The organism is Caulobacter sp. ErkDOM-C, assembly GCF_048541825.1.
Lineage (GTDB): Bacteria > Pseudomonadota > Alphaproteobacteria > Caulobacterales > Caulobacteraceae > Caulobacter.
Map to the genome: position 1 here is coordinate 1,873,600 of NZ_CP183332.1, position 23,241 is coordinate 1,896,840.

The 23,241-nt window shown below is 66.0% G+C and carries 26 protein-coding genes; 9 read left to right on the top strand and 17 right to left on the bottom strand.

The window, feature by feature from the left end; translation table 11 throughout:
• Positions 1-6: 6 nt before the first annotated feature.
• The 5 genes from thiL to glyA form a co-directional block, all read right to left on the bottom strand.
• Positions 7-1,068 carry a thiamine-phosphate kinase gene (thiL, locus tag ACN2C8_RS09190; RefSeq protein WP_419255614.1) on the bottom strand — a complete coding sequence of 354 codons (1,062 nt, stop codon included), beginning with the start codon at positions 1,066-1,068 and terminating at the stop codon, positions 7-9.
• Positions 1,028-1,477, bottom strand: coding sequence for a transcription antitermination factor NusB (gene nusB / locus ACN2C8_RS09195; RefSeq protein ID WP_419255615.1), 450 nt, complete (start codon positions 1,475-1,477; stop codon positions 1,028-1,030). Before nusB ends, thiL begins: the two co-directional genes overlap by 41 nt.
• Complete coding sequence (locus tag ACN2C8_RS09200; protein WP_419255616.1) at positions 1,474-1,938, bottom strand: 6,7-dimethyl-8-ribityllumazine synthase; 465 nt, start codon at positions 1,936-1,938, stop codon at positions 1,474-1,476. Before ACN2C8_RS09200 ends, nusB begins: the two co-directional genes overlap by 4 nt.
• Before the next feature lie 69 nt (positions 1,939-2,007).
• On the bottom strand, positions 2,008-2,481 hold the full coding sequence (gene nrdR / locus ACN2C8_RS09205; RefSeq protein WP_419255617.1) for a transcriptional regulator NrdR: 474 nt from the start codon (positions 2,479-2,481) through the stop codon (positions 2,008-2,010).
• Positions 2,482-2,512: 31 nt separating this feature from the next.
• Entirely contained in the window at positions 2,513-3,802 is a 1,290-nt protein-coding gene (glyA, locus tag ACN2C8_RS09210; RefSeq protein WP_419255618.1) for a serine hydroxymethyltransferase, read from the bottom strand.
• A gap of 161 nt (positions 3,803-3,963) precedes the next feature.
• On the opposite strand from glyA, the gene ACN2C8_RS09215 reads away from it, so the two are divergent.
• Positions 3,964-4,404, top strand: a complete 441-nt coding sequence (locus ACN2C8_RS09215; protein ID WP_419255619.1) for a MucR family transcriptional regulator — start codon at positions 3,964-3,966, stop codon at positions 4,402-4,404.
• Positions 4,405-4,420: 16 nt separating this feature from the next.
• Here the strand turns inward: ACN2C8_RS09215 and hemA are convergent, their stop codons facing one another.
• The 6 genes from hemA to ACN2C8_RS09245 form a co-directional block, all read right to left on the bottom strand.
• Positions 4,421-5,647 carry a 5-aminolevulinate synthase gene (gene hemA / locus ACN2C8_RS09220; protein ID WP_419255620.1) on the bottom strand — a complete coding sequence of 409 codons (1,227 nt, stop codon included), beginning with the start codon at positions 5,645-5,647 and terminating at the stop codon, positions 4,421-4,423.
• A 161-nt stretch (positions 5,648-5,808) separates the two neighbouring features.
• A complete protein-coding gene (gene mmsB / locus ACN2C8_RS09225; RefSeq protein WP_419262239.1) occupies positions 5,809-6,705 on the bottom strand; it encodes a 3-hydroxyisobutyrate dehydrogenase in 897 nt (298 codons plus the stop codon).
• Positions 6,706-6,779: 74 nt separating this feature from the next.
• A complete protein-coding gene (locus tag ACN2C8_RS09230; protein WP_419255621.1) occupies positions 6,780-7,586 on the bottom strand; it encodes a class I SAM-dependent methyltransferase in 807 nt (268 codons plus the stop codon).
• 57 nt (positions 7,587-7,643) lie between these two features.
• Positions 7,644-8,699: an enoyl-CoA hydratase/isomerase family protein gene (locus tag ACN2C8_RS09235; RefSeq protein ID WP_419255622.1), complete on the bottom strand. Its 1,056-nt coding sequence runs from the start codon at positions 8,697-8,699 to the stop codon at positions 7,644-7,646.
• Positions 8,693-9,295, bottom strand: coding sequence for a histidine phosphatase family protein (locus tag ACN2C8_RS09240; RefSeq protein WP_419255623.1), 603 nt, complete (start codon positions 9,293-9,295; stop codon positions 8,693-8,695). The genes ACN2C8_RS09235 and ACN2C8_RS09240 overlap by 7 nt, the downstream gene beginning before the upstream one ends.
• Before the next feature lie 36 nt (positions 9,296-9,331).
• On the bottom strand, positions 9,332-10,516 hold the full coding sequence (locus ACN2C8_RS09245; protein ID WP_419255624.1) for an isobutyryl-CoA dehydrogenase: 1,185 nt from the start codon (positions 10,514-10,516) through the stop codon (positions 9,332-9,334).
• 213 nt (positions 10,517-10,729) lie between these two features.
• On the opposite strand from ACN2C8_RS09245, the gene ACN2C8_RS09250 reads away from it, so the two are divergent.
• The 5 genes from ACN2C8_RS09250 to ACN2C8_RS09270 all read left to right on the top strand — a co-directional run bounded on the left by ACN2C8_RS09250 (position 10,730) and on the right by ACN2C8_RS09270 (position 14,940).
• The gene (locus ACN2C8_RS09250; RefSeq protein ID WP_419255625.1) at positions 10,730-11,173 is read left to right on the top strand and encodes a DUF2147 domain-containing protein; all 444 of its coding nucleotides are present in this window, start codon (positions 10,730-10,732) and stop codon (positions 11,171-11,173) included.
• Between the two features lie 211 nt (positions 11,174-11,384).
• Positions 11,385-12,887, top strand: a complete 1,503-nt coding sequence (locus ACN2C8_RS09255; RefSeq protein ID WP_419255626.1) for a flavin-containing monooxygenase — start codon at positions 11,385-11,387, stop codon at positions 12,885-12,887.
• 154 nt (positions 12,888-13,041) lie between these two features.
• Positions 13,042-13,491: a DUF2147 domain-containing protein gene (locus ACN2C8_RS09260; protein WP_419255627.1), complete on the top strand. Its 450-nt coding sequence runs from the start codon at positions 13,042-13,044 to the stop codon at positions 13,489-13,491.
• A 62-nt stretch (positions 13,492-13,553) separates the two neighbouring features.
• Positions 13,554-14,555: a porphobilinogen synthase gene (gene hemB / locus ACN2C8_RS09265; protein ID WP_419255628.1), complete on the top strand. Its 1,002-nt coding sequence runs from the start codon at positions 13,554-13,556 to the stop codon at positions 14,553-14,555.
• Position 14,556: 1 nt separating this feature from the next.
• Positions 14,557-14,940, top strand: coding sequence for an NUDIX hydrolase (locus ACN2C8_RS09270; RefSeq protein ID WP_419255629.1), 384 nt, complete (start codon positions 14,557-14,559; stop codon positions 14,938-14,940).
• Here ACN2C8_RS09270 and ACN2C8_RS09275 read toward each other — a convergent pair.
• Positions 14,937-15,551 carry a TetR family transcriptional regulator gene (locus tag ACN2C8_RS09275; RefSeq protein ID WP_419255630.1) on the bottom strand — a complete coding sequence of 205 codons (615 nt, stop codon included), beginning with the start codon at positions 15,549-15,551 and terminating at the stop codon, positions 14,937-14,939. The two genes, ACN2C8_RS09270 and ACN2C8_RS09275, sit on opposite strands and share 4 nt — an antisense overlap.
• Positions 15,552-15,622: 71 nt before the next feature.
• Between ACN2C8_RS09275 and ACN2C8_RS09280 the strand changes: the two genes are divergently transcribed.
• Positions 15,623-16,471 (top strand): metal-dependent hydrolase, encoded by an 849-nt coding sequence (locus ACN2C8_RS09280; RefSeq protein WP_419255631.1) that lies wholly within the window; start codon positions 15,623-15,625, stop codon positions 16,469-16,471.
• A 190-nt stretch (positions 16,472-16,661) separates the two neighbouring features.
• On the opposite strand, the gene ACN2C8_RS09285 is transcribed toward ACN2C8_RS09280, so the two are convergent.
• Together ACN2C8_RS09285 and ACN2C8_RS09290 are read right to left on the bottom strand one after the other, a co-directional pair.
• The gene (locus ACN2C8_RS09285) at positions 16,662-17,738 is read right to left on the bottom strand and encodes an alpha/beta fold hydrolase (protein ID WP_419255632.1); all 1,077 of its coding nucleotides are present in this window, start codon (positions 17,736-17,738) and stop codon (positions 16,662-16,664) included.
• 3 nt (positions 17,739-17,741) lie between these two features.
• Positions 17,742-18,596, bottom strand: coding sequence for an NAD(P)-dependent oxidoreductase (locus ACN2C8_RS09290; protein ID WP_419262240.1), 855 nt, complete (start codon positions 18,594-18,596; stop codon positions 17,742-17,744).
• A gap of 114 nt (positions 18,597-18,710) precedes the next feature.
• Here ACN2C8_RS09290 and ACN2C8_RS09295 point away from each other — a divergent pair, with 114 nt between their 5' ends.
• Positions 18,711-19,610: a flagellar motor protein MotB gene (locus ACN2C8_RS09295; protein ID WP_419255634.1), complete on the top strand. Its 900-nt coding sequence runs from the start codon at positions 18,711-18,713 to the stop codon at positions 19,608-19,610.
• Positions 19,611-19,711: 101 nt separating this feature from the next.
• The gene (locus ACN2C8_RS09300) at positions 19,712-20,554 is read left to right on the top strand and encodes an arginyltransferase (protein WP_419255635.1); all 843 of its coding nucleotides are present in this window, start codon (positions 19,712-19,714) and stop codon (positions 20,552-20,554) included.
• A 3-nt stretch (positions 20,555-20,557) separates the two neighbouring features.
• Here ACN2C8_RS09300 and ACN2C8_RS09305 read toward each other — a convergent pair whose 3' ends face one another.
• From ACN2C8_RS09305 to ACN2C8_RS09315, 3 genes are read right to left on the bottom strand one after another with little or no spacing between them, the layout of a single operon-like run.
• Entirely contained in the window at positions 20,558-21,325 is a 768-nt protein-coding gene (locus tag ACN2C8_RS09305; RefSeq protein WP_419255636.1) for an SDR family NAD(P)-dependent oxidoreductase, read from the bottom strand.
• Between the two features lie 12 nt (positions 21,326-21,337).
• Positions 21,338-22,273, bottom strand: coding sequence for an NAD(P)H-dependent flavin oxidoreductase (locus ACN2C8_RS09310; RefSeq protein WP_419255637.1), 936 nt, complete (start codon positions 22,271-22,273; stop codon positions 21,338-21,340).
• Complete coding sequence (locus ACN2C8_RS09315) at positions 22,270-23,232, bottom strand: quinone oxidoreductase family protein (RefSeq protein WP_419255638.1); 963 nt, start codon at positions 23,230-23,232, stop codon at positions 22,270-22,272. The genes ACN2C8_RS09310 and ACN2C8_RS09315 overlap by 4 nt, the downstream gene beginning before the upstream one ends.
• Between the last annotated feature and the right edge of the window lie 9 nt (positions 23,233-23,241).

Genomic DNA, 23,241 nt, shown 5'->3' on the forward strand with positions numbered 1-23,241 from the left:
GTTTTACTACCCGTGAAGCCAGCCGAGGCGCTCTGGGGTGATATCCTTGCCCTTGAACAGGGCGCAGATCCCCTCGCCTTCCACGAACTCGCCAACGTCGCGCACGGGAACGCCCGCAGCCATGGCGGCAGCCTGGAAGGCCGCGACATCGGTAGGATCGACGGCGCAAACAATTTCGTAGTCGTCGCCGCCCGACGCCAGCGACATCCGCGCCTCGCCGGCTTCCGGCTGGGCGCTGAGCCAGTTGCGGGCGCCTGGAGACAGAGGCAGGCGGTCCAGATCAACCATGACCCGCAAGCCGCTGGCCTTGGCCACATGGGCGGCGTCGGCCAGAAGGCCATCGGAAACGTCGGCGGCGGCACGGGCATAGGCCCGCAGGGGGTCGCGAATACTCAGGCGCGGCGGCGGCAGACGATAGCTGCTCACCAGGCTGCCGTCCAAATCCTCGACCTCGCCCCAGTGAGCCAGCAGGCCCAGCCAGCCGTCGCCAATCGTGCCGCTGACCATCAGACGGTCGCCGACCCGCGCGCCCCGCCGAAGCACCGCATCGCCGGCGGGAACCCAGCCCAAGAAAGTCGCCGAAACGACCAGAGGGCCGGAGGTGGTGACCGTGTCACCACCCAGCAGGTTGATGTCGTAGAGTTCGCCATCCTGGGCCAAGCCGAGCGCGAAGGTCTCGCGATCCTCGATGGTCGTACCCGACGGCCAGCCAATCGACAGGAAATAACCATACGGTTCAGCCGCCTTGGCAGCCAGGTCCGACAGGTTGGTGCGCAGCAGCCGCTTGGCCACCAGATCGAGATTCTCGCCGGCCAGGAAATGCACCCCGGCGACCATGGTGTCCTTGGTGATCACCAGATCGTGGTCGATGCGCGAGGGCAGGACCGCCGCATCGTCCATCAGGTCGAGCGCGACGGGGTCGCCGCGCGTCAGCGGGCGGAGAAGACGGGCAATATGGTCGAACTCGTTGGCCGGCGCAGCCGCCGGTTCCGACGGGCCGTCATCCGAAAACCAGTCGTCGTCCGCGTCAGGTTCGTGCATCGCGTGCGATCGCGTCGAGGGCGCCATTGATGAATCCGGCCTCCGGTCCTTCGAAGAACGATTTGGCGATCTCGACATACTCGTCGATCACGACCTCGGTGGGAACATCGCGGCGATGGATCAGCTCGTAAGCGCCGGCCCGCAGCACCGCGCGCGCGGTGGCGTCCAGGCGTTCCAGACGCCAACCCGAGGCCAAGCGCTTGACGATGGCCTGATCGACCTCGCCCTGCTTGGCCACAACGCCCTTGGCCAGTTCGGCGAAGAAGGTCTCGTCGGCGGCAGCCATCTGCTGGCCGTCCACGTCACGATCGAAACGGTGCTCGGAGAATTCCCGAACCACAGCGTCAACGCCGACGCCGGAGACTTCCATCTGATACAGCGCCTGAACGGCGGCCAGCCGGGCCACCGACCGCGGTTGAATCCGGTTCTTGCTCATCGGGTCTGCCCCAGCAGTCGGCGCTTGAGGGAGACGGTCTCGAGGCAGGCCTTGGCGGCCGCGCCGCCACGATCGCCTTCGCTGACCCTGGCGCGCGTCCAGGCCTGATCTTCCTCGTCGACCGTCAGCACGCCATAGCCAATGGCCAGGCGCTTGCCGATGCAAAGGTCCTGCAGACCGCGCGCCGTCTCGTTGGCGACGATCTCGAAATGATAGGTCTCGCCGCGGATCAAGCAGCCCAGGGCGACAAAGCCGTCATAGCGCACACCGACAGGACGATTGCCGGCCTCTTCCGCCATCGCCACGGCGCCGGGAATCTGCAGGGCGCTGGAGACGGTGATGACGTCATAGTCCGCGCCATAGGCCTCGATCGCCTGCGCCGCTCCGCGCAGCAGTTCGTCGGAGATGCCCGAATAGCTGCGGCCCTCCACGATCAGCAGGCGGATCTTCTCTTCAATCATCTAACTCGAACTCCTGGGCGGCGCCGGCGCGTCGCCAACAGACTCAGCCGCAATCGTTACAGAATGCGCCTATACTTCTTCGTCCGCGACGTCGCTCAGGCCTTCTTCGCCCAGAAACTTTGCAAAATCGCTAGTTTCCTTGAAATCGCGATAGACCGACGCGTATCGGACATAGGCTACGTCATCGAGGGCCTTCAGCGCCTTCATGACCATTTCGCCCACGGTTGAGGACGGAAGCTCGGTCTCGCCCATGCTTTCCAGCTGCCGGACGATACCGTTGATCATTCGATCCACGCGTTCGGCCTCAACGGGACGCTTCTGGGTCGCCAGGGCAATCGACCGGACCAGCTTCTCGCGATCGAACGGCGAGCGCCGCCCCGACCGCTTGAGAATCGTCAGTTCGCGCAGTTGGACCCGCTCAAAGGTCGTGAACCGTCCACCGCATTCGGGACAGGCGCGACGACGCCGGATAGCCGCGCCGTCTTCCGACGGGCGGCTGTCCTTGACCTGGCTTTCGGCGTGGCCACAGAAAGGGCAGCGCATGATCTGGCCCTCCCTGGCTCAATCGAGTCTATTAGTTGTAGATCGGGAAGCGCGCCGTCAAGGCCAGCACTTCCTCGCGCACCTTGGCCTCGACGGCGCCATTGCCCTCAGCGCCGTTGGCCGACAGGCCGTTGACCACCTCGCCGATCAGCTCACCGACCCGGGTGAACTCGGCCTCGCCAAAGCCCCGGGTGGTGCCGGCGGGGGTGCCCAGCCGGATGCCCGAGGTGATGGTGAAGGGCGCGGTGTCGAACGGCACGCCGTTCTTGTTGCAGGTCATGTTGGCGCGCTCGAGGCTATGTTCGGCATCTCGCCCCGTCACGCCCTTGGGCCGCAGATCCACCAGCATCAGGTGGCTATCGGTGCCGCCGGAGACAATGTTCACGCCGGATTTGCCCAGGGCCTCGGCCAGGGCCCGTGCATTGGCGATCACCTGTTTGGCGTAGGCCTTGAACTCCGGACGCAGCGCTTCACCAAAGGCCACGGCCTTGGCGGCGATGACATGCTCCAGCGGACCGCCCTGCAGGCCAGGGAAAACCGCCGAATTGACCTTCTTGATGATCGCTTCGTCATTGGTCAGCACCAGACCGCCCCGGGGACCGCGCAGGGTCTTGTGGGTGGTGGTCGTCACGATGTGGGCGTGCGGGATCGGGCTGGGATAGGCGCCCCCAGCGACGAGGCCCGCAAAGTGGGCCATGTCGACCATCAGATAGGCGCCGACACTGTCAGCGATCTGGCGGAACCGGGCAAAATCGATCTCGCGGCTGTAGGCGCTGCCGCCGGCAATGATCAGCTTGGGCTTCTCGCGCAGCGCCACCTCGGCGACGCTGTCATAATCGATCAGATGGTCCTGCTGGCGCACCGAATAGGTCACCGGCTTGAACCACTTGCCCGACTGGTTGGCTGGGCTGCCGTGCGTCAAATGGCCGCCGGCGGCGAGGTCCATGCCCAGGAAGCAGTCGCCCGGCTGCAGCAGGGCCATGAACACCGCTTGGTTGGCCTGCGAGCCCGAATGCGGCTGGACGTTGGCGAAGCCGGCGCCGAACAGCTGCTTGGCGCGCTCGATGGCGATCAGTTCGATCTCGTCAACGAACTCGCAGCCGCCGTAGTAGCGCTTGCCCGGATAGCCCTCGGCGTACTTGTTGGTCAGGATCGAACCCTGCGCCTCCAGGACGGCCCTGGAAACGATGTTTTCCGAGGCGATCAGCTCAATCTGGCTTTGCTGACGCCCCAGCTCCAGGCCGATCCGATCAAAGATGTCGCGGTCGGCCGTGGCGAGGTCCGCGCCGAAGAAGGCGGTCAGGTTAGCGTGAGCGGTCATGGGCGGTCTCCAGACACTGCGGGGAGTCAGTGACGCCCTATGTAGCGGCCTTCGCGCCGCGATCAATCTCGGAACCTCGGAGAATGCTGCACGTTCGTCGCCTGCCGGGGTGATGAGTGCGCCCCAGCCCGAAGACTGCAACAATCGAGAGGCGATCACCGATGACGGCGCAAAGTGTGGCTGCAGGCTTCAACGACGGACAATCGCCCGACCTCCTGGCGCTCAGCGCCGATATCGTGGCCGCTTATGTGGGGCAGAACACCGTCGCTCAGTCGCTCATTCCCGAACTGATCCGCACCGTCTACGGAGCGCTGTCGACCCTCAACGACGGCCAGCCGCAGCGGGCCGTCGAGAAGGCCAAGCCCGCCGTTCCCGTCTCCCGCTCTATCCAGCATGACTACATCGTCTGTCTGGAAGACGGAAAACGCCTGAAAATGCTCAAGCGTTACCTTGGCTCGCATTACAATATGAGCCCAGAGGAGTACCGCCGGAAATGGGGTCTTCCTGCCGACTATCCCATGGTCGCCCCCGCCTATGCGGCGCGGCGTTCGGCGTTCGCCAAGCAGATCGGTCTGGGCAAGGGCGTGCGGCGGGGGCTCTAGCCCCCGCCTGACCCGGTCAGGCGGCGAAGCCGCCCATGCGGGCCACATTGCAGTGCGCCCACAGCTGTTCCATCGCCCCGACCAGCTTGCGCATCATGTCGTCGGTATGGAACGGCGTCGGCGTGAAACGCAGGCGTTCGGTGCCGCGTGGCACGGTCGGATAGTTGATCGGCTGCACATAAACGCCGTGCTCGGCCAGCAGCATGTCGCTGATCAGCTTGGTGTGGTTGGGGTCGCCCACCATCACGGGAACGATGTGGCTGTCGTTTTCCATCACAGGCAGACCGGCGGCCTTGAACATGGCCTTCAGGGTCTGGGCGCGCTCCTGGTGCATTTCACGCACCTCGGGATGCTGCTTGAGCCACTTGACGCTGGCCAGGGCCCCGGCCGTCAGGGCCGGCGGAAGCGAGGTGGTGAAGATGAAGCCCGAAGCCATGAGGCGGATGGCGTCGACCACTTCGACATCACCGGTGATGTAGCCACCCATGACGCCGAAGGCCTTGCCCAGGGTGCCTTCGATGATGTCGATCTGGTCCATGACGCCGTCGCGCTCGGCGACGCCGCCGCCGCGCTGGCCGTACATGCCGACCGCGTGGACCTCGTCCAGATAGGTCATCGCGCCGTACTTCTTGGCCAGGGCCGCCGTCGCGCCGACATCGGCGATATCGCCATCCATCGAATAGACGCTCTCGAACGCCACCAGCTTGGGCGCATCGACCGGCGCGGCCGCCAGCAGCTCTTCCAGATGGACCAGGTCGTTGTGGCGGAAGATGTGACGCTTGCCGCCGCCGTTGCGGATACCGGCGATCATCGAGGCGTGGTTCTGCTCGTCGGAGAAGATGATCAGACCCGGCAGGATCTTGTAGAGCACGCTCAGGCTGGCTTCGTTCGAGACATAGCCCGAGGTGAACAGCAGCGCTGCGTCCTTGCCGTGCAGGTCGGCGAGCTCCGCCTCCAGCTCGACATGGTGATGATTGGTGCCGGAAATGTTGCGGGTGCCGCCCGAGCCTGAGCCATGCTGGTCGATCGCGGCGTGCATGGCGTCCAGCACGATCGGGTTTTGACCTTGGCCCAGATAGTCGTTGCTGCACCAGACCACGACGTCGCTCTCGCCGCCGTCAGGACCGGTCCAGGTCGCGCGCGGGAAGGCGCCGCGGTGTCGTTTCAGGTCCGCAAAAACCCGATAGCGGCCTTCTTCACGGATCTGGCCGATCGCGGAGCGGAACGCAGATTTATAGTCCATGGTCTTCTTACTCGACCGCCAGACGGACAAGACCGCCGGACCGTCGGTCCCTTATCGATACATCGCGTTTCGCACGCACGGGCCGCCACTGTCCACATAGGGACGATTACTTATGGTTAGGAAACAGGCTTTTTGTCACATTGATCCAGGTCAAGCTGGCCTCAGCCAAGTTCGGCGAGGCGGCCGCGCAGCATCTGGATCACTGCCGAAAAATCCTTGCTCCCAAAACCGTTGGCCTCGAACAGGGCGTAAAGCGCCTCAGCCTGGGCGCCCATGGGCGTCGAAGCGCCCGCCTTGGCGGCAGCTTCTTGGGCCAGCTTGAGATCTTTCAGCATCATCGCCGTGGCAAAGCCGCCTTCGTACTGGCGGTCGGCAGGCGTGGCGGGACCCACACCGGGTACGGGGCAATAGGTCGAGACAGACCAGCACTGGCCCGACGACTTGCTGGCGATCTCGAAGAATCGGTCGGCGGCCAGGCCCAGCTTCTCGGCCAAGGCGAAGGCCTCGCAGGTTCCGAGCATCGACACGCCCAGCAGCATGTTGTTGCAGATCTTGGCCGCCTGCCCTGCTCCGTGCGCTCCAGCGTGGATGGTGACGCGCGACATCGGCGCCAGCGCCGCCTCGACCGCGACGAAATCAGCGGCGTCGCATCCGACCATGAAGGCCAGGGTGCCGGCCTCGGCGGCCATAACCCCGCCCGAAACGGGCGCGTCAGCGAATCGGAAGCCGGCGGCAGCGGCCTGGCCGGCCACAGCCCGGGCGCTCTCGACGTCGATCGTCGAGCAGTCGAGCAGCAGGGCGGACTTCGGCGCATGGGCCAGGATCTGCTCGCCATAGACGCTGCGCACATGGGATCCGGCCGGCAGCATGGTGATCACCACCTCGGCGTCGGCCACGGCTTCGGCGACCGAGCCCGCCGCATGGCAGCCCGCCGCTACGGCCCGCTCGATGGCCTGCGGCGACAGGTCGAACGCCCTGACCTGATGCTGGGCCCGGGCCTGGTTGGCGGCCATGCCGCCGCCCATATTGCCCAGACCGATGAAGGCGATGCGGGTCATGCTGCTGCTCCCAAATGCGAACCGCGCCTCATGGGCGCGGTTCTTATCGTTGAAACTCGGATGTTTGCCGGCCTCTATCGCGCGCTGGCGGGCTTGCGGAACTTGTAGACGAACTGGTCGGTCTTGCCGCGGATCGACGGGTCGAAGACGCTGGCGGTGCGCTTGTCGGCCGGGTCGCGCAGCACCCTGCTCTCGCCCTCGAAGACGAAGCCCGCAGCCGTCACTTCAGATCTCACCGCCGCCGAATCGATACGGTGCAGGGTTTCAGTGTCGCGCAGGCCTGAGCCCGCCTCGGCCGAATGGTCGATGACCAGATAGACCCCGCCCGGCTTCAGCGAGCGGAAGACGGCGCGGTTCACAGCGCCCAGATCGGCCGGCCCCATGAACTTGTTGTGCATGTCGTGATAGTTTTGGGCAGTGAACACCAGATCCAGCTTCTCGGGACCCGAGAAGTTCGGCAGCGTGTTCAGCAGCACCGTCACGTTCTTGTAGGCCGGGTCGCGGGCGATGGCGTTCACCGCCGGCTCGCGCTTGGCCAGCTTGGTCAGTTCGTCGGGCACATAGGCGTAGACCTTGCCCTTGGGACCCACGGCCTTGGCGAAGATACGGGTAAAATAGCCGCCGCCCGGGATCAGGTCGGCGACCTTGGCGCCGGTCTTGACGCCGGCGAAGGTCAGGACCTCGCCCGGCAGGCGGTCAGCGTCGCGGACCATGTCGGCGGCCGGGCGGGCGGGATCGGAAATGGCGGCGGCGATATTGGCCGGAATCGCCACGGCGACAGGGCCCGAGGGCGGCGGAGGCGGAGGCGGCGGTCCCATGGGCGTCGTGGCGCACGCGGCGAGACCGAGCACGGCGACGAGACTGAGAAGCGGCTTACGCATGGCATTCCTTCCGACCGGTAGTGTTCTTGTTGCGCTTAGGTTAGCGCAGGACGTCCCTTACGTCAGCGGCGTCCATTCGTCTTCCGGCGCAAGCGGCGCGAAAATCTCGTCGAGCATCGCTTCGGTCACACCTTCCAGTGTAGCCGGCGCCCATTGGGGCGCATTGTCCTTGTCGATGATCACGGCCCGAACGCCCTCGATGAAGTCGTGCCTCTGAACGACCCGGGCGCCGATGCGATACTCCATCGCCATATGCTCGGCGAAGTCCTCGGCGCTTTCGCCCAGCTCCAGCTGCCGGAAGGCCACCTTCAGGGTCTGGGGCGACTTGGTTTTCAGGGCGGCCAGCTGGGCCTTGCCCCAGTCGCTGGAGTCCATTTCCAGGAACTCGAAGATCTCTTCAACGCTGCCCCCGACGAACAGGCGGTTGAGGTCCTGCTCGATGCTGGCCAGCGGCGCCTTGCCCGCGTCGGCCCGGAACATCTTCAGGATCTCGTCGACGCGGCGGTGATCGGCGATGATCGCCTTCTTCAGGCCCTCGATCGCGCCGAACTCGACGAAGTGGGTGGCGATGCCCAGGCGCAGGCAGTCCGCGCCCTTGATCCGCGCCCCGGTCAGGGCCAGCCACAGTCCAGCCTTGCCCGGCAGGCGCGGCAGGTACCAGCCGCCCCCGACATCGGGGAACAGGCCGATGCCGGTTTCGGGCATGGCGAAGGTCGTGCGCTCGGTAGCGATCCGGTAGTGGGCCGGCATCGAGATGCCGACACCGCCGCCCATCACCACCCCGTCCATGATCGCCACGACCGGACGGTCATAGGTGAAGAGCAGATGATTGAGCCGATACTCGGTGTGGAAGAACTGCCGCGCCGCGACGCCGTCGCCTGCCCCGCTTTCCGCCAGCATACGGATGTCACCACCGGCGCAGAAGCCGCGCTCGCCGGTATGGTCGATCATGACCATGTCGATCTCGGGATCGGCCTGCCATTCCAGCAGGGTTTCGATCATGGTCTCGCACATCCCCAGCGTCAGGGCGTGCAGCGCCTTGGGTCTGTTGAGCGTGATCCGGCCGACGTTTTTATGAACGCGGACAATGATTTCGGCCGTATCGTTCAGCATGCGGGTTCCTCGATGGGTGCGCAGTCCAGGCGATCAATCTGACCGGCGGCCAGACGGTAAAGGGCGTCCTGCGGCACGTCCTGGGCCAGGGTCTTTTCGCGCAACAGTCCGGCATAGGCCCCGCGCAGCAAGCGGCCGGCAACGCCGTGGCTGACCACGATCAGCCGGCGCTCGGGCTCGGGGGCTTGATCGCCGAGCCAGTCGGCGATGCGCGCCATCATTCCCTCATACGTCTCGCCGCCAGGAGCCAGGAACCCCCAGGCGTCATCTCCGGCCAGATGCGGGTTTTCGCCCCGAACCTCGTCGCGCAAACGGCCCGACCATTCGCCGACATCGATCTCCAGCAGACGCTCGTCGAACGCAAGCGGCAAGCCCAGACGCCGACCGATGGCCTCGGCCGTCATCCGCGCCCGGCGCAGGGGGCTGGCGACCAAAGTCCAGGCCGCAGAAGGCTCGCGCGCGACCAGATCGAACAGCAGATCGGCCATCGCCTCCGCCTGCAACCGCCCCAGCGCGGTGAGATCGGATTCCGTGCGCCCCTGCAGGCGTCCTTCACGGTTCCACTCGGTCTGGCCGTGGCGGCAGAGATAGATCACGTTGGAATCCCGGTTCGGCGAAGGGCTGGCGTGGCTCTACTGCCGAAAGATCTCACGCGCTATGATCACGCGCATGATCTCGTTCGTGCCTTCCAGGATCTGGTGCACCCGCAGGTCGCGGACGATGCGCTCCAGCGGATAGTCCTGCAGATAGCCGTAGCCGCCGTGCAGCTGCAACGCGTCGTTGGCCACCTGGAAGCCGGCGTCGGTGGCGAAGCGCTTGGCCATCGCGCACAGCTTGGTGGCCTGCGGGTCCCTGTTGTCCAGGGCGTGGGCCGCGCGGCGCACCATCAGGCGGGCGGCTTCCAGCTCGGTGGCCATGTCGGCCAGCTTGAACTGCAGGGCCTGGAAATCCTTGAGCGGCTTGCCGAACTGATTGCGGGTTTCGAGATAGGCCTTGGCCGTATCCAGCGCCAGTTGCGCGCCCCCCAGCGAGCAGGAGGCGATGTTCAGGCGCCCGCCGTCCAGACCCATCATGGCGAACCGGAAGCCCTCGCCTTCCTGGCCGATGCGGTTGGCGACCGGCACCCGGCAATCGTCAAAGTTCACGGCCGCCGTCGGCTGGCTGTTCCAGCCCATTTTGCGCTCGTTGGCGCCGAAGGTGAGGCCCGGCGTCCCCTTCTCGACCACAAAGGCCGAAACGCCCTTGGCGCCGTCGCCGCCGGTGCGGGCCATGACCACATAGACGTCCGACACGCCACCACCCGAGATGAAGGCCTTGCCGCCGTTCAGCACGTAGTGGTCGCCCTCAAGCCTGGCGCTGGTGCGCATGCTTGAAGCATCAGAGCCCGAACCCGGCTCGGTCAGGCAGTAGCTGGCGATCAGCTCCATGGTCGTCAGGCGCGGCAGATACCGCTGGCGCAGATCCTCGGATCCGAACCGGTCGATCATCCACGAGGCCATGTTGTGGATGGTCAGATAGGCGGCAGTGGGCACGTCGCCGTAGGACAGCGCCTCGAAAATGATCGAGGCGTCCAGGCGGCTGAGACCTGTGCCGCCGACGTCTTCCTGCACATAGATGCCCGCGAAACCCAACTCGGCGGCCTGGCGCATCACATCGACCGGGAAGTGTCTCTTCTCGTCCCATTCCGCCGAATGCGGGGCAAGCTGTCCCCCGGCAAAGGCGCGCGCGGCGTCCTGGATGGCGATCTGGTCGTCGCTGAGTGCGAAATCCATGCGCGATATCCTCCCATGCGAGGCACAACCGCCCTCGCCCTTCATTGCCGCTGGACCTGCCGCGCGGCGACCGCGATGTCAACGGCGACGCGACGACAGCGGCTGGACCATGGCCTTGCGCCGGCCAGCGAGCCGGCGGAAGGATTGTAACCTGAAATCCACTGTTACACCTTGTGTAGCGTCTGAAACGCCACACCCCCTTGATAACCTGACGCTTTGACCTCAGATCACACCCTCTGGAGGCGTCACCTTTTCGTCATGCGTAAGCTCAAGCTTTTCTTTGTCGCGCTAGCAGCGCTCGTTGGTCTTGCGTCCGCCCCGGCCCATGCGGCCGGCGAGGGCTATGGCATCTGGCGCAACCCCAAGGACAATGTCCGGGTCGAGATCAAGGGCTGCGGGACCAGCACCTGCGGCGTGGTGGTCTATGCAAGCCCCAAGGCCCAGGCCGACGCCCGCAAGAGCGGCTACGACACCCTGATCGGCCAGCAGCTGCTGCGCGACTTTGAACCCGTCGGCAACGGCTCGATGCGCGGCAAGGTCTTCGTGCCGACCCTGAAGGTCACGCTGTCGGGCACGGCCGAGTTCATTGACGCCCGCACCCTGCGCGCCAAGGGCTGCGTGCTGGGGAAAATGCTCTGCAAGTCGCAGATCTGGACCCGGGTCGACACCGTCACCGCCGACGTCCGCCGGGCCTCCAGCTGATCTTTTCGGCCGCCTGATCGCCACAGTCCGCACAGCCCGACACGCACCCTGACTGCGCGCCCAGCACGCCTGTCACAACAAGTCGCTTGATCCCGATCAAACCTCGCGGCAGCGTGTAGGTTTACTGCGTTCAGTTAGACGCCCGAAGAGGCGTCGACTTTGGCGAGGGCACGCGGCGGACCTCAACGTCCTCCGCCCAGGGAAGACGCGCATGACGGACACCTCCACGCTCGAGAGAGCGCCGCAACAGTCCTCGACCGAACATTTCGACGTGATCGTCGTCGGGGCCGGCATATCCGGGGTCGGTGGAGCCTACCATCTGACCAAGCAGCGCCCGGGCGCTCGTTTCGTGGTTCTGGAGGCCCTGGGTGACTTCGGGGGCACCTGGCGCAGCCATACCTATCCCGGCATCCGCTCCGACAGCGACCTCTACACCTTCGGCTACCGCTTCAAGCCCTGGGTCGGACCGCCGATCGCCAGCGCCGCCGAGATCCTTAAATATATGGGCGAGGTGATCGAGGACAACGATCTGGCCCGCCACATCCGCTATGGCCACAAGATCACCCGCGCCAGCTGGTCCAGTCAGGACAAGCTGTGGACCTTGGAGGTCACCCGCAGCGACGGGGCGGTCCAGCGCTTCACCACCAACTTCCTGTGGATGTGCCAGGGCTACTATCGCCAACTGCAGGGCTACACGCCGCAGTGGCCCGGCATGAGCGACTACAAGGGCCAGATCATCCACCCGCAGGAATGGCCTGAGAACCTCGACTACAAGGGCAAGAAGGTCGTGGTCATCGGCTCGGGCGCTACCGCCGCGACCCTGGTGCCCGCCATCGCCGGGGACTGCGACCACGTTACCCTTCTGCAGCGCTCGCCCACCTATTTCGTGCCCGGACGCAACGAGAACGACCTGGCAAACACCCTGCGCGAACTGCAGATCGACGAGACCTGGATCCACGAGATCGTCCGTCGCAAGGCCCTGTTCGACCAGGAGATGTTCACCCATCGCGCCATCGCCGAGCCCGATGCCGTCAAGGCCGAACTGCTGGAGGGGGTAAAGGCCTTCCTCGGCGAGGACTTCGACATCGCCAAGCACTTCACGCCCAGCTATCGCCCCTGGCGCCAGCGGATCGCCTTCGTACCGGACGGCGACCTGTTCCAGGGCATTGCCTCGGGCAAGGCCTCGGTGGTCACCGACGAGATCGAGCGCTTCACCCCCACCGGACTGCTGCTGAAATCGGGCGAAACCCTCGACGCCGACATCATTGTCACCGCCACGGGCTTCAACCTGAACGTCCTGGGCGACATCGACTTCGTCGTCGACGGCAAGCCCCTGACCTTCGGCGACACCGTCACCTATCGCGGCATGATGTTTACCGGCGTGCCCAACATGGTCTGGGTTTTCGGCTATTTCCGCGCCAGCTGGACCCTGCGCGCCGACCTGATCGCCGACTTTGTCTGCCGCCTGCTGGCCCACATGGACGAAAGGGGCGCAAAACAGATTGAGGTCGCCCTGCGGCCACAGGACAAGGACATGCCCCTGTCGGGCTGGATCGATCCTGAGAACTTCAATCCGGGCTATCTGATGCGCGGCATGCACCTGCTGCCCAAGGCTGGCGACAAGCCCGAATGGCGCCACACCCAGGACTACTGGGCGGAAAAGGACGCGCTGCCAGCCATCGATCTGGACGAGGCCAGCTTCGTCTATTCCTGAGTCTCCGACATCGCGGCGACGGTCGGGCTAGTGCGCTCTGACCGTCGCCGGCGAAACCTGCTGTTACACGTCGTGACATCACGTGGGACGCGCGCCCACTTGCTAATGTCTCGAGCTGGCCCCAACTCTGCGGGTCGCTGGAGGCGCCGACTAGATGCGTATCGTTAAACTTGCCATTGTTGCGGTCTCGGCGATCCTTGGCATGGCCGCGGTTTCGGCTCAGGCAGCCGACACGACGGGCACCTATGGCGTCTGGCGCAATCCCAAGAACAGCGTCCATCTCGAGATCAAGGACTGTGGTGAAACCGCCTGCGGCGTCGTGGTCTGGGCCAGCGAACGCGCCAAGGCGGACTCTCGCAAGGGCGGCTCGGCCAATCTGATCGGTCTGCGGCTTCTCCGCGACTTTGCCCCCGACAAGAACGGCGCGTGGCGCGGCAAGGTCTTCGTCCCGGACCTGAACATGACCTTCTCGGGCGCCGCCGAGGTGCTGGACGCCAAGACCCTGCGCGCCAAGGGCTGCGTGCTAGGCGGCATTATCTGCAAGTCGCAGATCTGGACCCGGGTCGACGCGGCGTCGGTCATGGCGTCCTCCGTCACGCCCTAAGCGGCCCATTTAAGGATCGGGGCGCCTTGCCTCGCGCGCCCGACCGCGCGAAACCCTAGACCATGACCACGCCTCCGCTCGCCCCCTACCCCGCCACCCGCCTGCGCCGCGTTCGCCAGGCCGACTGGACCCGCCGCCTGGTCCGCGAGACCGAGGTGCGGCCATCAGATCTGATCTGGTCGATGGTGGTGCATGAAGGCGAAGGCGTGATCCCGGTCGCCTCCATGCCAGGCGTCGAGCGCCTGAGCGTAAAGGAAGCCGCCAAGGCCGCCGTTCGGGCCCGTGACCTGGGCATTCCGGCCATCGCCATCTTCCCGCACATCGACGGGGCCCGGAAGGACGCGACCGGCTCGATCGCCGCCGATCCGAACGGCGTCATTCCCCGCGCCGTCAAAGCCATGAAGGACGCCGCCCCCGAGGTCGGCATCATGTGCGACGTGGCCCTGGACCCCTTCACCGACCACGGTCACGACGGCGTGGTCGAGGGCGGTCGGATCCTGAACGATCCCACCATCGAGCGCCTGATCGAGCAGGGTCTGATGCAGGCGGAAGCGGGCGCAGACATCCTGGCGCCGTCCGACATGATGGACGGCCGTATCGGCGCCCTGCGCGCCGCCCTGGAGGGCGCAAACTTCCAGGACACACTGATCATGTCCTACGCCGCCAAATACGCCTCGGCCTTCTATGGCCCGTATCGCGACGCCATCGGCTCGGCCAAGCTGGCCGGCGGCCAGGGTGACAAAAAAACCTATCAGATGGACCCGGCCAACACCGAGGAAGCCATCCGCGAGGTCGCCCTCGACATCGCCGAGGGGGCCGACATGGTCATGGTCAAGCCGGGTATGCCGTATCTGGATATCCTGCGCCGCTTGGTCGACGAGTTCCGCATGCCCACCTACGCCTTCCAGGTGTCGGGCGAGTACGCGATGATCAAGGCCGCCGGCATGAACGGCTGGATCGACGAGGAACGCGCCGTCCTCGAAAGCCTGACCGCCTTCAAGCGGGCCGGCGCGGCCGGGATCATCAGCTATTTCGCGCCGTGGGCGGCGGAGAAGCTGGGGTAAGATGACCACCAAGGTCATCGACATCGTCACCGCCGTCATCCGCGACGACGCCGGCCGCATGCTGGTGGTCCGCAAGCACGGCACGGCGATCTTCATGAAGCCCGGCGGCAAGCGCGAGCCGGGCGAGAACGACCTGACGGCCCTGGCGCGCGAGCTCGAAGAGGAACTGGGCTGTCGGCTGGTCGAGGCTACGCTGCTGGGACGGTTCGAGGCGCCGGCCGCCAACGAACCGGACCATCTTGTTCGCGCGGCGACCTATCTGGCCAGGGTCGAGGGCGAGATCGGGGTGCGCGCCGAAATCGAGGAGATGGCCTGGATCGACGTCGCCGCGCCGGGCGACATCCGCCTGGCGCCCCTTATGCGCGTGGTTCTGGCGGCCCTCTAGGCGCCGCGCGCCGCTGCGTCCAGTCGCGCCTGCAGGATGCCCAGGGCAACTTCCCGCGCCCGGCCCGGCGGCTTGCCCAGCAGCTCGCCCAGCGGCGCGCCGAACAGGCCGACCCCCAAGGCGTAGGTCACGCAGCCCAGGATGAAGTCGCCCATCACCTCGGCCGAGACGCCGTCGATCTGGCTGATGCGCGCATCGATCACCTCCTGAACCGCGCCCCGGACGCCGGTCATGCGAGACGCCTCGCCGGTCAGCGCCAGCCAGGCGGCCAAGCGCGCCGCGCCCTGGGCTTCAAAGGCGTCGAATAGAGCCAGCATGCCGGCGCCGGCAAAGGCCGCGCCCTGCCCCTCCGCCACGGTGATGGACAGCACATCGTCGACCAGCTGACGGATCATCCGCTCCATCAGGGCGGTCTGCACGCCGTCAATCGAGCCGAAATGGTGCAGCACGGTGGCGTTGGCCACGCCGGCGCCCTTGGCCACCTCGACCAGCTTGAGATCCTGCGGTCCGGAAGCCAGCAGGATCGCCTCGGCGGCGGCCAGGATATTGTCGCGTGACGCCTCAGGCGAACGGCGGTGCCGGGTGCGGCAGTCAGAATGCGCTATTGACATTTTTGTCGGTAAGGCCAATCTGCAACGAGGCTTGCAACGACAAGCCCTATCCCGAGGCAGGATTGAACGCTATGGCCACGCCACGCACCACACCCGAAGACGTCACCGTCACCCCGCGCGACCTGCATTTCGACACTCAAGCGGTCGGAAAGGGTGCCTGGCTGGGAGGCGATGTTGTGGGAACCGCAGTGTTCAACGCCCTCTCCCTGACCTTCCCCGATGGCGAGCGCCTGTTCATGGACGCTGTGCGCCACTATCGGCCCAAGCTGTCAGGTAAGCTGCTGGACGACGCCAAGGCCTTCATTACCCAGGAAGCCATCCACTCGCGCGAGCACGTAGCGATGAACGGCGGCCTGGACCGCAACCGCTATCCGGTGGCGGCGATTGAGGCCCAGGTGAAGGAGCGCACGGCCATGGTTCGCGGCCGCGGCCCGATGGCCATGCTGGGCGCGACCATCGCGCTGGAACACTTCACCTCGATGATGGCCGACTCGTTCATGCGCGAGGACGACCTGTTCAAGAACACTGATCCCGAAATGAAGCGCCTGTGGCAGTGGCATGCCCTGGAAGAGACCGAGCACAAGGCCGTGGCCTTCGACGTCTTCCAGGAAGTCACCAAGGGCTGGAAGCCGCTCGATCGTTACCGCCTGCGCGTCCGGGTGATGGTGCTGATCAGCATCATGTTCACCCGCAACATCACCATTTACGCCTCGGACCTGCTGGTCGCCGACGGCATGAAGCGCGGCGTCGCCCGCGCCAAGGTGCTGTGGTTCCTGTTCGGGACGCCCGGCCTCTTCCGCCGCTGCGCCAACGAATACTGGGCTTGGTATCGCCCAAGCTTCCATCCCTGGGACCACGACAACCGCGCGCGGTTGATGGGTTTGCGGGACCAATTCACGCCGGCCATGGCGGCGGAGTAGTCGGCCAGCGCCGGAACGCCCCCTCCGTCACGCTGCGTATTCGCAGCGCGCCACCTCCCCCGCACGCTTCGATACGGGGCAGGAGAAAAACAGCCGCACCCTCCTGCCCCGCTTGCGGGGGAGGAGGCGCGGCGCCGCCCTCAAGCAAAGATGGGAGGCGAGGTGACGGAGGGGGCGTTCCGGAGCTTGACTACCGCTCCGTCGCCTTCAGGAACGCCGCCAGCCTGTCCTTCCAGAGCACCGCCCAGGTGTGGCTGCCGTGACCCTTGGTCTTCTCGCTGATCGGCAGCAGCACGAACGTCCCGTTCTTCAGCCGCCTGGCCTGAGCCTCGGCGATACCCAGCTCCGGCGGATTGATGAAGTCGTCGGCCGAGTTGATCCACAGCACCGGCGCGGTGATGGTCTCCAGCTTCGGCGACGGATCATAGGTGCGAGAGGCGCCGACGGCATAGATCAGGTCATTGGCGTCCAGCGGCGGCAGCCGGGCGGTGAAGTAGTCGTCCACGGCCTTGTCGGCGGCCTGCCGGGTCGGGCTGGCGATCTGGGCGGGCAGCGGCGAGAGGCCGGCCACCATCAGCAGACCCAGCGCCGTGCGCAGGCCCGCCTTGGGTTGGTCGACATAGTCCCCGCCCTTCCAGGCCGGATCCTGCTTGATCGCGTCGATCAGCAGCTTGCGCCACATGCGGTTGCGGCCCGCGATCTCGTTGGGCAGGCAGGCGAACGGGGCCAGGGCGTCGGCGAAATCAGGATAGGTCTCGCCCCAGACAAAGCCGTGCATGCAGCCCATCGACGTGCCCATCAGCAGGCGCAGGCGATCGACCTTCAGGCCCTTCGTCAGCAGCAGGTGCTGGGCGGCGACCATGTCGTCATAGTCGTACTGCGGAAAGCGCGCGTGCAGGCCGTCGCTGGGCTTGGACGACTTGCCGTGCCCGATGCCGTCCGGAAGGATCACATAGTATTTGGCTGGATCCAGCAGGCCGCCCGGGACCAGCAACTCGTCGGCGAACTGTGGGCTGAGGAACTGCTTGCCCGTGCCGCCGGTGCCATGCAGCACCATCACCGCATTGGTCACCCGGCCGCTTGCGTCCCGCGTGGGCTCGCCGAAGGTGGTGTAGTGCAGGCGCAGCTCCGGCAGCACCTCGCCCGAGCGAAACTTGAAGTCTCGCGTGACGAAGTCGCCCTCTTTGGGCGCGACGACCGGGGCGGCCATGGCGGCCAGAGCCAGGAGCGCGGCGAAGGCCGCCAGGGTGATCGCCAGCTTGCGCATGAGCTACGTCTCCAACCGTGCGACGAGGCTGGACGTATCCCAGCGATGGCCACCCATGGCCTGCACCTCGGCGTAGAACTGATCGATCATAGCGGTGCTCTCCAGGTTGGCGCCATTGCGACCGGCCTCCTCGAGCGCGATGCCCAGATCCTTGCGCATCCAGTCGACCGCGAAGCCGAAGTCGAACTTGCCCTGCGCCATCGTCGCCCAGCGGTTTTCCATCTGCCAGGATTGGGCCGCGCCCTTGGAGATCGCCGCCAGCACGTCGTCGGTGGGCAGGCCGGCCCGCTTGGCGAAGTGCAGCGCCTCGGCCACGCCCTGGACCAGGCCGGCGATGGCGATCTGGTTGCACATCTTGGTCAGCTGTCCCGTACCCACCTCGCCCATGCGGCGGATGGCCTTGGCATAGGCGTTGATGACCGGCTCGATCCTGGCAAAGGCCGCCGCATCGCCGCCGGCCATGATGGTCAGCTGACCATTCACGGCCCCGGCCTGGCCACCCGAAACCGGTGCGTCGATGAAGAAGCAGCCGCTCTGCGCAGCCAGGTCGGCCATCTCACGGGCCACGGTGGCCGAGGTGGTGGTGTGGTCGACGATCACCGCGCCCTTGGACATCGCAGGAAGCGCGCGCGCCACAACGCCGCGGACGTCGTCGTCATCGCCGACGCACAGGACGATCAGGTCGCAACCGGCGACGGTTTCCTCGACGGTCTCGAAGGCCGCGCCGCCGTGCTCGACCGCCCAGCGCCGGGCCTTTTCGGGGCTGCGATTGAAGACGGAAACCTCGTGGCCGGCGGCCTTCAGATGACCCGCCATCGGGTAGCCCATCACGCCCAGGCCGATAAACGCCGTCTTCATGCCAAGCACTCCCTGTGGAGCCTGCGATTTCGCCCGCCAGCCTCCGCTTCGCAACCCCATCTTAACGTCCGCAGGGCAACTTCCGTTGAACAGGGTTAAGCAGGCTTAAGCACGATGGCCGTCAGCGGCGAACAGCCGATCATTATCAAGAAGGTCAAGAAGGTGGTCGGCGGCGGCCACCATGGCGGCGCGTGGAAAGTTGCCTACGCCGATTTCGTGACCGCGATGATGGCCTTCTTCCTGCTGATGTGGCTGCTGAACTCAACAAGTCCCGAACAAAAACAAGGCATTGCCGACTATTTCGCCCCGGCAAGCATCTCTTCGACCACCAGTGGCTCGGGCGGCATCCTCGGCGGCACCTCGCTCGGCGACGACGGCGCCAAGGCAGAGGGCAAGCTGTCGGTCGTCCAGCAAATGGCGCCTGAAGCGCCCGATCAAACCGACAAGGAAGGCCAGAGCTCGACGACCGCCAGCCTCGATTCGGCCAGCGAAGAGGCTCTGCGCGACGCCCTGGCCAAGAAGGAACAGGACAGCTTCGCCTCGGCGGCCCAGTCTCTGCGCCAGTCGTTGCAGGAAATGCCGGAGCTGGCCGAGCTGTCCAAGCAGATCATGATCGACCAGACCCCTGAGGGCATGCGGATCCAGTTGATCGACCAGGAAGGCCGCTCGATGTTCAAGGAGAACTCGAAGGAGCCCAACGACCGGGCCCGAATCCTGCTTCGCGCCGTGGCCAAGATCGTCAACCAGCTACCCAACCGGGTCACCGTTTCAGGCCACACCAGCGCCAACGCCCTGGGCCGCAAGAGCGACAGCGACTGGGCCCTCTCGGCCACCCGCGCCGACGCCGCGCGCCTGGTGCTGCGCAACGCCGGGGTCGGTGACGACCGTATCTACCAAGTCTCGGGCAAGGCCAATTCCGAACCTCTTTATGCCGACGACCCTACCCTGGCCGGCAATCGACGCATTTCGATCGTCTTGTTGCGCGAAAAGCCGGTGCTGCCCGATGGCCTGTGACGGTAAGCCGCGCGAGGCTTCGGTGACGCTTGCGAAAACGGGCGGCATGCCGCCTAATCACATGACGGCCAAAGGCCGCTGAACAGGGGACGGGCGCTTTCGTGACGCAGCATTTTCCGACGCGACAGCTTCGGTTCTTCCTCACGGCGCCGACCCCCTGCCCCTATTTGCCGGGCCGGGAAGAGCGTAAGGTCTTCGCTCACCTCCCGCTGTCGGATGGCCCCACGGTGAATGACAGCCTGACCCAGGTTGGCTTCCGTCGCTCCCAGAACATCGCCTATCGGCCGGCCTGCGAGACCTGTCGCGCCTGCCAGTCGGCCCGCTCGCCCGTCGCCGACTACGTCTTCTCGCGGTCCGAGCGGAAGGTGCTGGCCCGCAATGACGACCTGGAACGGCATCTGGTGGAATCCGAAGCGACGCTGGAGCAGTTCGAGCTCCTGCGGCGCTACCTGCTGACCCGCCACGCTGATGGCGGCATGGCGGAGATGACCTGGCCCGACTATGTGGCGATGGTCGAGGACACCGCGGTCCGCACCCATCTGATCGAGTACCGCAGCCGCTCCATGGATCGAGGCCCCGGCGACCTGATCGCCTGCGTGCTGGTGGACGTTCTCGCTGACGGCCTGTCACTGGTCTACAGCTTCTACGATCCGACCATGACCAAGCGCAGCCTGGGCTCGTTCATCATTCTGGATCACATGGTCCAGGCCCAGCAGACGGGCCTGCCCTATGTCTATCTCGGCTACTGGGTCCCCGGCAGCGAGAAGATGGCTTACAAGGCCCGCTTCTCGCCCCTGGAAATCCTCAAGCCCGGCGGCTGGGCCCTGATGTCGGCCCGCGAGCGTGGCGCGCGGTCACCCCGGGCCCTGAACCTGCTGCGCGAAGCCGACGATGGCGAGCTGGACATGAGCGACGCCCAGCCTGCCATCCTGCACGATCTCTAGATCCTAGCGCGCGAAGCTGACGCCGCCGTCCACCGTGACGGCCGAACCCATCACATAGTCGCCGGCCCGCGAGGCCAGGAAGATCGCCGTGCCGGCCATGTCCTCGTCCGTGCCGATACGGCCGGCCGGAATGGCTTTTGACACCGCCTCAGCGTGGTCGCGTGCGACCTTGTTCATGTCCGAGGCAAAGGCGCCGGGCGCGATGGCGCTGACGGCGATGTTCTCGGGCGCCAGACGCAGGGCCATCCGCTTGGTCAGATGCAGCAGACCCGCCTTGGACGCGCCGTAGGGATAGGTTTCTTCGCGGGCCACCGACTGGCCGTCGATCGAGCAGATGTTGATCACCTTGGCCACGCGGTCCTTGGCCGCCGCGCGCAGCGGGGCGATCAGGGCCTGGGTCAGGAAGAACGGGGTCTTCATGTTGAGGTCGACGACCTTGTCCCAGCCGCTCTCGGGGAACTCGTCGAACGCCGCGCCCCAGGCTGCGCCGGCGTTGTTGACCAGGATGTCGAGCTTGGGTTCAGCCTCAAGCAGACGCTTGGTCAGGCCTTCGATGCCTTCCATCGTGGAAACGTCGCCCGGCAGCGAGATGCACTCGCCGTACTGGCTGAGCTCTTCAGCGGCGGCGTCGCAGGCGGCGGCCTTGCGGGCGGTGATATAGACGCGCTTGGCGCCATAGGTCAGGAAGCCCTTGGCGATCATCGCACCGATGCCGCGCGAGCCGCCGGTGACGACCGCGACGCGGCCTTCGAGCGAGAAGAGGTTGTTCATGGTCATGATCCCTTAGAAGCCGCGCGCGGCGGCCAGAGCGCCGAGACGCCCCGTGATGTCGTGAAACTGGGCGACGGTCTCGTCGATGATCTGCTTGGCTGTCTTGACCTCGTCGATCAGGCCGACGGTCTGGCCGGCCAGGGCCGGAGCCGCCTCCATGTCGCCGCCGAAATAGACGCCGAGGATGCCCTTCAGAGCGTCGGGCGGCATCAGGCCTTCATCGTAGATGGTCTTGGTGCGCTCGGACTTCAGGGCCCGGATGCAGGGGCTGGACTTCTTGTTGAGGATCCAGGTGCCCGTCTCCTTGCCGCCGGTGATCGCAGCCTTGTAGTTCTCGTGCACCGGGCTCTCGGCCGAGCTGACGAAACGCGTGCCCATCTGGATCGCCTCGGCGCCTAGAGCGAACGCCGCAGCCATGCCGCGTCCGTCACAGATGCCGCCGGCCGCGATCAGCGGCACGTCCACGCGAGCGCGGATGGCCTGCAGCAGGACCAGGGTCGAGACCTCCTCGGGGTTCTTGAAGCCGCCGCCCTCGGCGCCCTCGACGACAAGGCCATCGATGCCCGCCTCTGCGCATTTGACCGCCGCGTCGACCGTGGGCACGGCGTGATAGACGACGATGCCGGCGTCCTTCAGGGGGCCGATGAACTTGGCCGGGCTGCCCGCCGAGGTGGTGACGAACTTGACCCCGCTCTCGCAGACGAACTTCAGCATCGAGTCGTCGCGCAGGAACATGATGGGCAGGTTCACACCGAACGGCAGGCCGGTCTCGGCCATCTTGCCGATCTCGGCCTTGCAGGTCTCGGTCTCGCCGGACGAGGTCTCGATGATGCCCAGCCCGCCGGCTCGCGACACCGCCGAAGCCAGGGGATAGCGAGCGATCCAGCCCATAGGGGCCTGGACGATGGGATATTTGGCGCCTGTGTGGGCCAGAACGCGATTGGTCATGGGATCAGCAACACGCGGCCAACGGCCTGGCGGCTCTCGATATAGGCGTGGGCGGCGGCGGCTTCCGACAGGGGGAAGGTCCTGTCGATCAGCACCTGCAGCTCGCCGCGCGCGGCCTCCTCGATCAGGGTCTGGATCAGGTCATGCACCCGGTCGGTCATGATCTCCGCGCCCAGGAAGACGCCCGACAGCCGACGGTTTCCACCCATCAAGGATGAGACATCCACCATCATCGGCTCGCGCCCGGCATTGCCGACCAGCGAAACCCGGCCGCGATAGCCCAGCGAGCCCAGGCTGGCCTTCAGGGTCGCTCCGCCGACGGGATCGACCACCAGGTCGACGCCCTTGCCGCCGGTCAGCTTCATGACCTGCTCGACCGTGTCGTCGCGGCCATAGTTGATGCCGTGGTCGAGGCCAAACACCTTCAGGCGCTCCAGCCTTTCGTCGCTGGAGGCGGTGGCCAGCACCGTCGCCCCCGCACGCTTGGCCAACTGGATGGCGGCGATGCCCAGGGCGCTGGCCCCGGCCTGGATCAGCACGGTCTCGCCCGCTTTCAGCTGACCATGACCAAACAGGCACTCATGGGCCGTGCCGAACGGCACCGGAATAGCCGAGGCCTTGAGGATGTCGAACCCTTCCGGGATCGGCCAGGCGTTGCGGGCCGGCACGGAGCGCAGTTCGGCATGCGAGCCGAACGCGTTCACGGTGACGACTTTCTGGCCGACCTTCAGGTGGGTGACGTCCGCGCCGACCTCGACGATTTCGCCGGCCGCCTGATAGCCCACGATGTGCGGGCTGCCGGCCATCTGGCCGCCGCCGCGATTGAGGGTGTCGCCGCCCTCAATGCTGACGGCCTCGACCCGGATCACAACGCCTGAGGCGTGGCAGGCCGGATCGGCGACATCCTCATAGCGAAGCACGTCCGGCGAACCGGTTTCATAATAGACGGCGGCCTTCATGGCGCTCGC